The sequence below is a fragment of the Alteromonas sp. WD8-37 genome, assembly GCF_055326825.1.
This window is the reverse complement of record NZ_JBUZOV010000007.1, coordinates 53,685-65,797: the sequence shown is the minus strand read 5'-3', so window position 1 is coordinate 65,797 and position 12,113 is coordinate 53,685. Positions and strand designations below refer to the sequence as shown.

The following is a 12,113-nucleotide window of genomic DNA, read 5'->3' as shown; positions in this document are numbered from 1 at the left end:
TTTTATTAACCAAATAACATATTGGCCAGCGTATGCTGCACACTGGCGGCGGCTTTTTTATTCAGCTCAATTTCCACCGGCCCGTCCTGACCTGACACCCATACCTGTAATTCAGAATCCACATCAAAATGCCCGGCAGTCTCCACGCTGAACTGGGTGATGGATTTGTACGGAATTGAGTGGTAATTCACCTTGCGCCCGCTTAAGCCCTGCTTATCCACCAGTACCATGCGCTTGGAGGTAAACACAATTAAATCGCGCACCAGTCGAAAGGCAGTCACCACCTGCTCGTTATCAGCCAGCATTGGAGCGAGTTGTTCCTGCACATCCTCAACTCTGACTTCGCTGGCGTTGCCCATTAATGCATCCAGTAATCCCATGCTCTGTGTATCCTATTTTCTGATGATGAAAATTTCATCATAAGCGGTTTCGGCAACCAGATGCCAGTCTTTGTTGCACACCCGATAAACAGCCGGTTACGCACGCTAAGTCTCTCGCCCGGGCGACAGCATGATGATAAGGTACGTCACACAGTTGTTAGGATAATTAGTGTGTGATGTTACCAACCTATGATGATGTTGTGGCCGCGCAGGCCAGGTTAGACGGCCATGTGCAGCGTACCCCGCTGATGGAGTCGTCGCTGTTGAACCGCTGGCTGGGCCATCGGATTATCTTTAAAGCCGAATGTTTGCAGCACATCGGGGCGTTTAAATTTCGTGGCGCGCTGAACATGCTGGCCAAATGCGCCGAGGCTGGCAACCTGCCGCAGCGCGTGGTGGCGAACAGCTCCGGCAACCATGCGCAGGCGGTGGCGCGGGCAGCGCGCGAGTACCAGATACCCGCCACCATTTTTGCAGCTAATACCATCTCCCCGATTAAAGCGGCGGCGACTCGCAGTTACGGCGCCGAACTGGCGCTGTTCGAGACGCGCCTGGAAGCCGATGCTGCTGTGGCAGCCGCCGCCGAGCAGCCCGGGACCTTGTGGGTGCCGCCATTTAATCACCCGGACATTATTACCGGCCAGGGCACAGCAACCTTAGAAGCCTTACAGGATGCTGACGCGGTTGATGCGGTTTTTGCTCCCTGTGGCGGGGGTGGCTTGCTCAGTGGCTCGCTGCTGGCCACCCGCGGCTATAACCCTACCGCCAAGGTTATTGGCGCCGAGCCAGCCCGAGCCAACGATGCGGCGATGTCATTACAATCGGGGGTGATTGAGCAGTTAACCCAGGCCCCCGACACCCTGGCCGATGGTGCAGCGACGCCCAGTGTGGGCGAGCACACCTTTGGTTTTTTACAGCAACTGGATGATTTTTATGAGGTGGACGAGATTCAAATCGCCTACTGGACCCAGTGGCTGCAACATCTACTGAAACTGCATGTAGAGCCCACCAGCGCCATGTCGATGGCGGCGGTGGCGGCCTGGGCGGTGGAAAACCCACCGGGCCAGACCGCACTGGTGATGTTATCCGGCGGTAACATCAGCGCGGCCACTATGCAAAAAATCTGGCAAAAGGATTATTTACTCCAACCGCCCATGATCACCGCAAAGGAAGAAGACTAATGAAAACCCTGCTGACCCGGGCCCTGGCGGCCTCTGTTTTTGGTGTGCTAAGCAGCACCGCGCTAGCCGACACTCTGCTGGTGCAAAATGTTAATGGCTATACGCTTAACGACCAGGGCGAGCTGGTACGCTTTTCCCGCTTACTGGTAGACGATGGCAAAGTGGCTGAGCTGGACCCGCAAGGTCAGCAAAGCGCGGATCGGGTACTGGATGGTAAAGGTCGCACCATGCTGCCAGGCATGATTGATGCCCATGGTCATATGTTGGGTCTGGGCAGCAACTTGCTGGAAGTAGACCTGCGTAATACCACCAGTGCCAGCCAGGCCGTGCAGCGAGTCGCCGATTATGCCCTGGCCAATGGCGACAATGTATGGATCACCGGACGTGGCTGGAACCAGGAACTGTGGTCAGACAAAGCGTTTCCCAAGGCAGCAGATCTGGATGAAAAAATTGCTCAACGCCCGGTGTGGCTGACGCGAGTGGATGCCCATGCCGGCTGGGCCAACAGCAAAGCACTGGCGCTGGCCGGCATTGATAAAAATACCCCGGATCCCAAGGGTGGCCAAATTGTGCGTAACAGTGCCGGCGAGCCCACCGGCATCCTGATTGACAATGCCATGGCCTTGGTGGAAAAGGTCATGCCGACCACGGATACTGCACAGCGAGATGCCCAGCTGGCCGCTGCCGGTGCGCATCTGCAGGCTCAGGGCATTACCGCCATGCATGATGCCGGCATCAGCCATGCTGATTATCAATTTTATCTGGCCCGGGCGGTAGAAAATCGCTTGCCGGTGCGCATCTATGCCATGCTTAGCGCCACCGACGACCAGCTGCCCGCCATGCTGGCCAATGGCCCGGTGCGCGGCGACCAGGACATGCTGTTTGTTCGCAGTGTTAAAGCCTATGGTGACGGAGCCCTGGGTAGCCGCGGCGCGGCATTGCTTGAACCTTATGCTGATGCGCCGCATCAGCAAGGCTTAATGGTGACCCAGCCAGAGGCATTACCGGGTTTGTTTGAACAGGTGCTCGGCGCTGGCTTTCAGTTAAATTTCCACGCCATTGGCGATCGGGCCAACCGATTAGCACTGGACCAGTTTGCGAAAACTTTTAAACAGGTAGGCGGCCAGGATCTGCGCAACCGGATTGAACATGCCCAGGTCGTGGCGCCCAAGGACCTGACCCGCTTTGCCAGTCTGCAGGTATTGCCCTCCATGCAGCCAACCCATGCTACCAGCGATAAAAATATGGCCGAGGCCCGCTTAGGCAAAGCCCGTATGGAAGGTGCCTATGCCTGGCAGACGTTGTTGGAGTCAGGGATTGCACTGCCGCTTGGCTCGGACTTTCCGGTGGAGCTCGCTAATCCATTTTATGGTATTCATGCAGCGGTCACCCGTCAGGACCGGGACAACCAACCGGTTGAGGGCTGGTACGCGCACGAAGCGTTAAGCGTTGAGCAGGCATTTAAAGGCTTTACCCTGGATGCGGCTTATGCTGCCCATATGGAAGACACCCTGGGCACTCTCACACCGGGCAAGTGGGCGGACTTTATTTTAGTGGATCAGGATATTTTTGCGGTAAAACCAGCCGATATCTGGCGCACCCAGGTGCAACAAACCTGGCTGGCCGGCGAAAAGGTATATTCGCAGACCGCCGATTAAGGTGTCATGACCGCCTGCCACCAGCGCGACGTGGCAGGCGGGCTAGCCACATTGATAAGCTGGCCAAACTGCGGGGTCAGCAGTGTGGCATCGCCACTATCTACATGTTGGCTGACGCCTTCTAATGGCGCATACCAGGGGTGAAACGCCAAATCAAAACTGCTGTTATGTACCGGCACCCAATAGCGAGCCTGCAAATCGTTGGCAGCCTGCACACTTTGCGCTGGCGTCATATGCACCTGCGGCCATAGGCTGGCATAGGCGCCGCTTTCCACAAAGGCTAAATCAAACGGCCCGTAGCGCTGGCCAACCTTTTTGAAGCCGTCAAAATAGCCCGAGTCGCCACTAAAAAACACCCGCTGGCTGGCGGTGGCCACCACATACGAGCCCCATAACGTCTTATTGCGATCGGTAAACCCGCGTCCGGAAAAATGCTGAGACGGTGTCAGGGTTACTTTCGCCGGCCCGGCGGTAGCCTGCTCATGCCAGTTTAGTGTGGTGATGGCATCAGCCGCCACGCCCCAGGCGGAAAGCTGCGCGGTTACGCCCAAAGGCACATAATATTGCGGGGTATGGGCGGCAAGCAGAGCAATGGTGTTTTTATCCAGATGATCGTAATGATTGTGGGAAATCAGGACCCGGTCAATGGGCGGTAAATCTACCGGGTCGAGGGGCAACGGATGAAATCGCTCAGGGCCGGCAAAGCTAACCGGCGAGGCGCGCTCAGAGAAGATCGGGTCAACCAGCCAAAACTCGCCGTTTACTTTAAGCAGCACGGTGGAATGCACCAGTTTGACCACAAAGATCCCCTGACGGGGCAAATCTAACAGCGCCTGTCGGCTGAGCCGCTTTACCGGCAAAGGCTGAGCCGGGCGCGCAGCGGTACGCTCGTCGGTCAGGCGTTTGTACGCAATGCGTAAAAAGATAAAAGAAGCGCGCTCGGTAATTGCAGGTTGGTTTACAAAGCGTCCATTCTGATAATTGGCTGTCTCAAAAGGGCCGTTCGGTGGGGTCACCAGCCACTGATTCAGCACCCAGCCCGCGCCGACCAGACTTAGCACCACCAGTGCCACAATCCACAAGGCTCTCATTCACCGCCCCGGCAGGCCAGCCACTGCATCCGCGGTTATCCGTTATACAGTGTACGGATCCACTTGGCTTCGTCGATAAAGCCCCAGCTCCAGGATTTAAATTCAGCCGGCAGGCCCTGGCTGATAATGGCGTCCACCGGTTTACCCTGGTTTTTATGCTCCAGCACAAATGCGCGGGTGGTTTCAATCATATCCAAAAACGCCTGATAATCCTGCTTGCTGGCCAGCGGCCCGTGCCCGGGAATGATGGTGGTGGTGTCACTGACTTTATCCAATAAGCTTTTTACCGCCTTGATATAGCCATCCACCGTGCCGCCGGATTGAAGGTCAATAAACGGAAAGCGTTCGTTAAAAAATAAATCGCCAGTATGCAAAATATCTGGCTGTTCAAACCACACCACCGAATCCCCATCGGTATGGCCACTGCCTAAATGCCACACATGCAATGTTTCATCGTTAAAATGAATGTTGATGCCATCCTGGTAGGTGATTACCGGCAGTGCAGAAGCCGGCTGCTGATCATCGCCGGCCAGCCGCACTCGGACATTTTGATGTGCCAGAATGGTGCTGTCGGCATGCTCGTGAAACCAGGCATTACTGCCGGTATGGTCGCCGTGAAAATGGGTGTTGATAATAAATTTAGGCTTCTTGCTGCCCAATTCGCCCAGGGCAGCAGCAATTTTTTCTGCCAGAGGCTCAAACTGATCATCGATGATCAGAATACCATCATCGCCCGCCGACACGCCGATATTACCGCCCTGCCCTTGCAGCATGTGCACCGAGCCCGACAGCGCGGTATGGCTTATTTTCACATCGGCAAAACGATCCTGTGCCATGACGTTGATACTTAAGCCCATGCTTACCAGCCCGCCTATCAGCGGCGTCACCCATCCTTTGTTCACGTTCGCAGTACCTGTATCAGAGTCGATTTAACCAGTATGCGTGTTAGGAAGGTTCAGATCAGTTTGGTGCTCTGCCGGCAGCGGGCCGATATACTTAAAACGGGGTAATGTTTCACCATTGACCTGTACGGTTTCGCTAAACATGCTCACCGGCCGCACCCATAGCCTCTGGTCGCCATAGTCCGGCCGGTAGACCACATAGTCGCTTTCATCCTCGGAATGACGGGCCACATCATACACATGGTAATAACGGCCTTTATAATGCAAATAAATCCCCGGCTCTACAGTCGCTGTCATAAGCTACTCCTCAAAGGGTAATCGTAATTGTTCCACCGGGCTGGCTTCAGCCAGCCCGATGTGCACACCGACCAGCCGGATCCCCCGGCCATCGGCACGTAAAAAGGCTTCGCGCAGTAGCTCATCAAAAAAGGCACTGTCCAGCTGATGATGGCGATGTTCGACCGTGGTCAGCTGAAAATCGCTGAATTTAAGTTTAACCCCTTGGCTGCGGATCCGCACCGGCTTGCCCTGGGTGTGTTTGACCTGGTGTGCCTCAATCCGTTCCTGCAGTTTTTCCAGCAGCCGTGGCAATATCTCCTGGCATTCGGCAAGACTATGAATATCTTCGTGCAGGGTGCGTTCCACGCCGATAGACTTGCGCTCGCGAGTTACATTGACCGGCCGCTCATCAATGCCGTGGGCCCGGTCCCACAATACAGTGCCAAATTTGCCCAGCGCTTTTTGAATACGCTCAAACGGATATTCGCGCACTTCCTGGCAAGTGGTCAGGCCCATCCGGTGCAGCTTTTGCAGCGTAACTTTACCGACCCCGGGGATTTTTTCCAACGCCATGGCGCGCACAAACTCATCCACCTGATCGGGCGGGACCACACACTGCCCGTCGGGCTTGTTTTCATCGCTGGCCACCTTGGCCACAAATTTACACGGCGCTACGCCCGCTGAGGCCGTTAACCCGGTTTCACGGGCGATGCGCTGGCGAATATCTTGGGCGATCAGGGTCGCGCTGCCATTGAACAGCGTAGAGTCAGTAACATCCAGGTAGGCCTCATCCAGTGACAGCGGCTCTATCAGATCGGTGTAATCGGCAAAAATCTCACGAATGCGCTGCGATTCTTTAACATACAGTTCCATGCGCCCGCGCACCATCACCAGGTTGGGGCACAGGCGAAGGGCGTAGGCGGTGGCCATGGCTGAGCGCACGCCATACTGGCGCGCCGGATAATTACAGGTCGAAATCACCCCACGACGGTCTGAACTGCCGCCGATGGCCAGTGGCACATCACGCAGCTTGGGATTGTCCCGCATCTCCACCGCGGCATAGAAGCAATCCATGTCCACATGAATGATTTTACGCACCAGGGCTTACCTTACCTGTACACATAGCCAGTATTGTAAACCGAGTTGGTTATGAATGCACCCGCTAAGGCGGCCTTAACCGTCAGTGATCATTATTGCGATGGGCATGGCTCATCAGGTATAAGCCCGCCGCCAAGGCTAAAATTGATACAGCCAGGTAGATAGCATCCAGCGGGGTTTGAAAGCTGATATCAACCACTGCGCGGAAAAATTCGATGATCACCGCCAAAATCACCACCCGGGCAATTTTGTCTTTAAGTTGGTCAAAGGAATGCACATTAAACGGGTGTGAAGGCGCATGTTCCTCCGCCTGGTCAATGGGCGACACAAACAGCCGGTAAATGCCGGTGCCAAAAATCAGCAAAACGACAGCAATCAGATAAATATCAATGGCGATAATAATATTAGGCACCACGGTATCGTGAATGTCGATTGCGCCGTCGAAAAAGTAATATTTGACCGAGGTCATCATCACCGAGATGATATCCACGGTGCCAATCACAAATAACAGCAATGCGCCAAACAGGCTGGGCACCACCGCCAGCATCACCAGCAGCCGGGCGCTCCATAAAAAATGCTCAAAGCGGCGCTCGGTGGCCGACACGGTTTGCGGGGCAATATCTTTTTTCATTCCGTTGTTTTTACCTTATTGAAAAATGCTAGAGCACAGCTTTTGAGACAGCATTTTATGCCCGACTGTGCTCAGTAATGATCTGATTCTACAATGGCTTGGTTTAAAACACAGCATCCCAGCTTAAAACTTACCCAGCACAGGAGGCGACAATGGCAAAAACCGCAAAACTGTATCGCATGTCCATGCACGATCATATTTGCCCGTTTGGGCTGCGCTCCAAGGATCTGCTTGAGCGTAACGGCTTCACGGTGGAAGATCACACCCTCACCAGCCGTGACGAAGTTGACACCTTTAAAGAAAAACACGGGGTCAAAACTACGCCGCAAACCTTTATTGATGGCGAGCGCGTGGGGGGCTACGACGCCTTGCGCGAGTATTTTAATAAAGGCCAAGCAGGCCAGAGCGGCACCACTTATACGCCAGTGCTGGTGATCTTTGCAGTGGCGTTATTATTGGCCCTGGCGGTGCAGTTTGGTATTGGTGGGGCAATTATCAGCGTCCGCAGTCTGATGCTGTTTATCGGGATGGCAATGGTGCTGCTGGCCGTGCAAAAACTGCGTGACCTGGACAGCTTTTTAAATTCGTTTATCACCTATGATTTGCTGGCCATGCGCCATGTGCGATACGGCTATGTGTACCCGTTTGCAGAAGCCTACGCCGGCTTGGGCATGGTAGCTGCCTGGCCAGCCTGGCTGGTGGCACCAGTGGGCTTATTCATTGGGACCATCGGGGCTGTGTCGGTGTTTAAAGCGGTGTATATCGATAAGCGCTCGCTCAAATGCGCCTGCGTGGGTGGCGATAGCAATGTGCCGTTAGGCTTTGTGTCACTCACTGAAAACTTATTTATGGTAGGCGGCGCGTTACTGATGCTAAGCCAGTAAACAAGCCAGACTAGTTGCGGTCAAACTCAGGATTGGCCGCAATTTCCAACTCCACCGCAATGGCGAATTGCTTTAAGCGCTGCAACTGGCTTTTGCTGTAGTGGCGCACCTCATCGTGGATCAGGCAAAAAGTGCCAATTTCATAGCCATCGGGCGAATGCAAAATCACTCCGGCATACGACCGGATATACGGCGGGCCCTGCACCAGCTTGTTGTTTTTGAATCGAAAATCGTCATGGGTATCAGGCACAACCAGCATTTCTTCTTCAGCAATGGCATAGGTGCAAAACGAGATATTGCGCGGGGTTTCTTTTTTATCCATGCCCTGGCGGGACTTAAACCACTGACGGTCTTCCGAGACCAGGCTGATGAGGCAGGTTTTGCAGTCAAATTCATGCTGTGCTACCGCGGTGAGCACGTCAAAACGCGCTTCGGGCGGCGTGTCTAAAATACCGAGCCGGTGCAATGCTGCCAGCCGGGCTTCTTCATGCGGAACAATGGGTTGCGTAGCCATTAGTGGCTCCTAGGGGTCGTAACTATCTTTATGCGCCCACCCTGCCATACTCAGCACCAGGCGTATACACTAGTCCATGTGACTTTCCAATTGTGATGCAGTGTCCCAGTAGCGTTGCGTCACCAGCACTGCGCATCATCAATTATGATACCAGTGATTGAGCATATCAGATCGGCGCGTATTGCTCACGCTGGATTTTTTTTAACCTGCCTGGGACAATACTTTACCTGGTCATAAAAAAAGCCCGGCAACCGCAGCTGCCAGGCTTGATTAAGAACCTCCGTAGGTGCGCCTCAGTCTTACAGGATTTGGTTTTCTTTCCACTCTTTGAGCTTGGCCTCACGCGCTTCCTGTTTTTCCTGACGCGCTTTTTTCCGATCACACGGCTCAGGGCAGTCACAGGCTTTTTCGATGCCCAGGGCACCTAAGCCGCCGCAGCTGCCAGAAATGGTCTTACGTTGCAGCAAGTACCCCACTGCCATCGCTAACACCATGGCCAGAAAAAAGACAAAGGCTAAGATAAAGGTTGTCATAACACCACCTGATTAATTGTAAATGGTCACCGCCGACTCAAACGCCGGTGATGTGTATTCTTCAAATTCGCCGTCCTGATGACGAATCAACAAAACCGCAAGATCTTCGCGTTCTGCCAGCGCTTTGGCTTCATCCCAGCCCATTACAATAAGAGCCGTGGCCAGGCCATCTGCGGTCATAGAAGACGGCGCCACTACGGTCACAGCCACCAGATTGTGACTGATGGGGTTACCGGTACGTGGGTCAATCAAATGCGAATAACGCACGCCGTCTTGTTCAAAATAATTACGATAGTCGCCAGAAGTTGCTATGGCATTGGTACCCACTGAGACAATTTTTTGTACTGCACGTTCCGTTGATACCGGCTTTTCAATGGCAATCATCCAGGGGTCGCCATTACCGCGCTGTCCCTTGACCCGCATTTCGCCGCCGATTTCCACTAGAAAATCATGGATATCGTGGGCTTCCAGCATACGGGCCAGTTCATCCACACCGTAGCCTTTAGCGATGGTCGACAAGTCCACATACACCATCGGGTGCTGCTTCTTAAGCCCTTTTTCTGTGACCGCAATTTTATCCAGCCCGACATACTCTCGAACCTCGGTGATTTGCTCGGCACTAGGTATGGTTTCCGGCCTTTTATTGGGCCCAAAGCCCCACAAATTCACCAGCGGTCCCACCGTGATATCCAGCACCTGCTGGCTCATATCTCCTAAGCGCTTGGCTTCAGCCACCACAGTCCGTACTTCATCGTCTACCGCAAAGGTATCGGTATACCGATACTGGTTAAAGCGTGATAACTGTGACTGCGGATCATAGGTCGACATCAGTTCGTTAATGCGTACCAGCCGGTTGTCCAGTTTTTGCTGCAGATCAGCTACCGGTTCTGCCCCGTCGGCCACCACATATTTGACATTGTAGGTGGTGCCCATGGTGCTGCCACTAAGATGCACCACCGGCGCAGGCTGCTCGCTGCAGGCTACCAGGGCAAGCAACGCCAGGCACAACCCGGCCCAAGCCTTCAATTGTTTGTTCACCTTGCCTTTCCTTATCAATAAAAAAAGGGGCGTCGCCGCCCCTTTTTGTAATTATGTTGCGGGCTTAGCCGCCAAAGTCATCAAGCATGATATTTTCATCTTCCACACCCAAATCTTTGAGCATGTTGATGACTGCCGCGTTCATCATCGGCGGACCACACATGTAGAATTCACAATCTTCCGGAGCGGGGTGGTCTTTTAGGTAATTCTCCAGCAATACCTGGTGAATAAACCCGGTGTACCCTTCCCAGTTGTCTTCTGGCTGCGGGTCGGATAATGCCACATGCCATTGGAAGTTGTCATTTTCTTCGGCCAGCTCGTCAAAATCTTCGGTATAGAACATCTCACGCAATGAACGTGCGCCATACCAGAATGAGATCTTACGGTCGGTTTTAATCCGACGCAGCTGGTCAAAAATGTGCGAGCGCATTGGTGCCATGCCAGCACCACCACCAACAAATACCATCTCATTGTCGGTTTCTTTGGCATAGAACTCACCAAATGGCCCGGAGATTGTTGCCTTGTCACCTTCTTTTAAGCTCCAGATGTAAGAAGACATCTTACCGGCTGGCAGGCTTAAGTTGTTTGGCGGCGGCGTGGCGATCCGAACGTTTAGCATGATGATGCCTTCTTCTTCCGGATAGTTAGCCATGGAGTAAGCACGGATCACTTCTTCATCCACTTTTGATTCGATGTCAAAGAAGCCAAAACGCTCCCAGTCACCGTGATACTCTTTCGGGATATCAAAGTCTTTGTACTTAACATGGTGCGGTGGCGCTTCAATCTGAATATAGCCGCCGGCGCGGAACGGTACGCTCTCACCGTTAGGAATTTTCAGCTTCAATTCTTTGATAAAGGTAGCCTGGTTGTTATTCGAGATAACCTCACAGTCCCACTTCTTGATACCAAAGACTTCTTCTGGCAATTCAATTTCCATGTCTTGCTTCACAGCCACCTGACACGACAAGCGGCAGCCTTCACGCGCTTCACGCTTGGTGATGTGGTCCAACTCAGTCGGCAGTACTTCACCGCCGCCTGATTTTACATCTACCCGGCACTGGCCACATGAGCCACCGCCACCACAGGCAGATGATACAAAGATACCCGCTTCGGCCAGCGCACCCAGCAGTTTACCGCCTGGCTGCGTCTTAATAGCTTTGTCCGGATCATCGTTAATCAGAATTTGCACATCGCCGGATGGAACCAGGCGTGATTTTGCAAACATGATAATGAAAACCAGCGCCAGTACGATGACAATAAACATGCCGACGCCAAGGAAGATCTCAATATTCATTACTAATGCTCCTTAGCCAGATTACAGCGCAATACCGGTGAACGACTGGAAGCCCAGTGCCATCAGACCTGCAATCATAAAGACAGAGCCCAGTCCGCGTACACCGTCAGGCATATCCGCGTACTTCAGCTTCTCACGAACCGCGGCAAGCAGCACAATCGCCAGTGCCCAGCCCACACCGGAGCCCACACCATAGACGATGCTTTCGCCAAAGTTATATTCACGCTGCACCGCAAAGGCAACACCACCGAAGATGGCACAGTTCACGGTAATCAACGGTAAAAAGATACCCAGCGCGTTGTACAGCGCAGGGAAAAACTTATCCAGGCTCATTTCCAGGATCTGTACCAATGCTGCAATAACACCGATGAAGGTCAGAAAGTTCAGGAAGCTTAAGTCAGCATCCGGGAAGCCTGCCCACGCCAGTGCACCAGGAGCTAATACATTGACATAAATCACCTGGTTTACCGGTACTGAGATGCCCAGTACCACGATAACCGCAGCGCCCAGACCCATGGCTGTCTTAACTTTCTTTGATACTGCCAGGAACGTACACATCCCTAAAAACAGTGATAACGCCATGTTCTCGATAAAAACAGAACGAACAAATAGAGAAATATAATGTTCCAT

The 12,113-nt window shown here is 53.4% G+C and carries 14 protein-coding genes; 3 read left to right on the top strand and 11 right to left on the bottom strand.

Going from position 1 to position 12,113, the window contains the following annotated elements:
• Positions 1–5 precede the first annotated feature (5 nt).
• The gene (locus ACTUJZ_RS13930; protein ID WP_463636941.1) at positions 6–380 is read right to left on the bottom strand and encodes a PH domain-containing protein; all 375 of its coding nucleotides are present in this window, start codon (positions 378–380) and stop codon (positions 6–8) included.
• A 176-nt stretch (positions 381–556) separates the two neighbouring features.
• Between ACTUJZ_RS13930 and ACTUJZ_RS13925 the strand changes: the two genes are divergently transcribed.
• Together ACTUJZ_RS13925 and ACTUJZ_RS13920 are read left to right on the top strand one after the other, a co-directional pair.
• Positions 557–1,561 (top strand): serine/threonine dehydratase, encoded by a 1,005-nt coding sequence (locus tag ACTUJZ_RS13925; protein ID WP_463637005.1) that lies wholly within the window; start codon positions 557–559, stop codon positions 1,559–1,561.
• Positions 1,561–3,219 (top strand): amidohydrolase, encoded by a 1,659-nt coding sequence (locus tag ACTUJZ_RS13920; protein WP_463636940.1) that lies wholly within the window; start codon positions 1,561–1,563, stop codon positions 3,217–3,219. Before ACTUJZ_RS13925 ends, ACTUJZ_RS13920 begins: the two co-directional genes overlap by 1 nt.
• Here the strand turns inward: ACTUJZ_RS13920 and ACTUJZ_RS13915 are convergent.
• From ACTUJZ_RS13915 to ACTUJZ_RS13895, 5 genes are all read right to left on the bottom strand, one after another.
• Complete coding sequence (locus ACTUJZ_RS13915) at positions 3,216–4,310, bottom strand: MBL fold metallo-hydrolase (RefSeq protein WP_463636939.1); 1,095 nt, start codon at positions 4,308–4,310, stop codon at positions 3,216–3,218. The two genes, ACTUJZ_RS13920 and ACTUJZ_RS13915, sit on opposite strands and share 4 nt — an antisense overlap.
• A gap of 35 nt (positions 4,311–4,345) precedes the next feature.
• Positions 4,346–5,167 carry an MBL fold metallo-hydrolase gene (locus ACTUJZ_RS13910; RefSeq protein ID WP_463637004.1) on the bottom strand — a complete coding sequence of 274 codons (822 nt, stop codon included), beginning with the start codon at positions 5,165–5,167 and terminating at the stop codon, positions 4,346–4,348.
• Positions 5,168–5,239: 72 nt separating this feature from the next.
• Entirely contained in the window at positions 5,240–5,509 is a 270-nt protein-coding gene (locus tag ACTUJZ_RS13905; protein ID WP_463636938.1) for a DUF1653 domain-containing protein, read from the bottom strand.
• Between the two features lie 3 nt (positions 5,510–5,512).
• Entirely contained in the window at positions 5,513–6,589 is a 1,077-nt protein-coding gene (dinB, locus tag ACTUJZ_RS13900) for a DNA polymerase IV (protein WP_463636937.1), read from the bottom strand.
• An 82-nt stretch (positions 6,590–6,671) separates the two neighbouring features.
• Entirely contained in the window at positions 6,672–7,220 is a 549-nt protein-coding gene (locus tag ACTUJZ_RS13895) for a YqhA family protein (RefSeq protein WP_463636936.1), read from the bottom strand.
• Positions 7,221–7,372: 152 nt separating this feature from the next.
• On the opposite strand from ACTUJZ_RS13895, the gene ACTUJZ_RS13890 reads away from it, so the two are divergent.
• Positions 7,373–8,104, top strand: a complete 732-nt coding sequence (locus ACTUJZ_RS13890; RefSeq protein ID WP_463636935.1) for a MauE/DoxX family redox-associated membrane protein — start codon at positions 7,373–7,375, stop codon at positions 8,102–8,104.
• Positions 8,105–8,114: 10 nt separating this feature from the next.
• On the opposite strand, the gene ACTUJZ_RS13885 is transcribed toward ACTUJZ_RS13890, so the two are convergent.
• From ACTUJZ_RS13885 to nqrE, 5 genes are all read right to left on the bottom strand, one after another.
• Complete coding sequence (locus ACTUJZ_RS13885; RefSeq protein WP_463636934.1) at positions 8,115–8,618, bottom strand: GAF domain-containing protein; 504 nt, start codon at positions 8,616–8,618, stop codon at positions 8,115–8,117.
• 299 nt (positions 8,619–8,917) lie between these two features.
• The gene (nqrM, locus tag ACTUJZ_RS13880; protein WP_463636933.1) at positions 8,918–9,151 is read right to left on the bottom strand and encodes a (Na+)-NQR maturation NqrM; all 234 of its coding nucleotides are present in this window, start codon (positions 9,149–9,151) and stop codon (positions 8,918–8,920) included.
• Positions 9,152–9,163: 12 nt separating this feature from the next.
• Positions 9,164–10,189, bottom strand: coding sequence for an FAD:protein FMN transferase (locus tag ACTUJZ_RS13875; RefSeq protein ID WP_463636932.1), 1,026 nt, complete (start codon positions 10,187–10,189; stop codon positions 9,164–9,166).
• Between the two features lie 64 nt (positions 10,190–10,253).
• Positions 10,254–11,483: an NADH:ubiquinone reductase (Na(+)-transporting) subunit F gene (gene nqrF, locus ACTUJZ_RS13870; protein ID WP_463636931.1), complete on the bottom strand. Its 1,230-nt coding sequence runs from the start codon at positions 11,481–11,483 to the stop codon at positions 10,254–10,256.
• A gap of 21 nt (positions 11,484–11,504) precedes the next feature.
• On the bottom strand, positions 11,505–12,113 hold the full coding sequence (nqrE, locus tag ACTUJZ_RS13865) for an NADH:ubiquinone reductase (Na(+)-transporting) subunit E (RefSeq protein WP_463636930.1): 609 nt from the start codon (positions 12,111–12,113) through the stop codon (positions 11,505–11,507).

What these genes read in the sequence shown, in the direction of transcription:
- nqrE (WP_463636930.1), bottom strand. Translation starts at nt 12,113, where the DNA reads ATGGAACATTATATTTCTCTATTTGTTCGTTCTGTTTTTATCGAGAAC.
- ACTUJZ_RS13910 (WP_463637004.1), bottom strand. Translation starts at nt 5,167, where the DNA reads ATGGGCTTAAGTATCAACGTCATGGCACAGGATCGTTTTGCCGATGTG.
- ACTUJZ_RS13895 (WP_463636936.1), bottom strand. Translation starts at nt 7,220, where the DNA reads ATGAAAAAAGATATTGCCCCGCAAACCGTGTCGGCCACCGAGCGCCGC.
- ACTUJZ_RS13930 (WP_463636941.1), bottom strand. Translation starts at nt 380, where the DNA reads ATGGGATTACTGGATGCATTAATGGGCAACGCCAGCGAAGTCAGAGTT.
- nqrM (WP_463636933.1), bottom strand. Translation starts at nt 9,151, where the DNA reads ATGACAACCTTTATCTTAGCCTTTGTCTTTTTTCTGGCCATGGTGTTA.
- ACTUJZ_RS13920 (WP_463636940.1), top strand. Translation starts at nt 1,561, where the DNA reads ATGAAAACCCTGCTGACCCGGGCCCTGGCGGCCTCTGTTTTTGGTGTG.
- nqrF (WP_463636931.1), bottom strand. Translation starts at nt 11,483, where the DNA reads ATGAATATTGAGATCTTCCTTGGCGTCGGCATGTTTATTGTCATCGTA.
- ACTUJZ_RS13890 (WP_463636935.1), top strand. Translation starts at nt 7,373, where the DNA reads ATGGCAAAAACCGCAAAACTGTATCGCATGTCCATGCACGATCATATT.
- ACTUJZ_RS13885 (WP_463636934.1), bottom strand. Translation starts at nt 8,618, where the DNA reads ATGGCTACGCAACCCATTGTTCCGCATGAAGAAGCCCGGCTGGCAGCA.
- ACTUJZ_RS13925 (WP_463637005.1), top strand. Translation starts at nt 557, where the DNA reads ATGTTACCAACCTATGATGATGTTGTGGCCGCGCAGGCCAGGTTAGAC.
- ACTUJZ_RS13905 (WP_463636938.1), bottom strand. Translation starts at nt 5,509, where the DNA reads ATGACAGCGACTGTAGAGCCGGGGATTTATTTGCATTATAAAGGCCGT.
- ACTUJZ_RS13915 (WP_463636939.1), bottom strand. Translation starts at nt 4,310, where the DNA reads ATGAGAGCCTTGTGGATTGTGGCACTGGTGGTGCTAAGTCTGGTCGGC.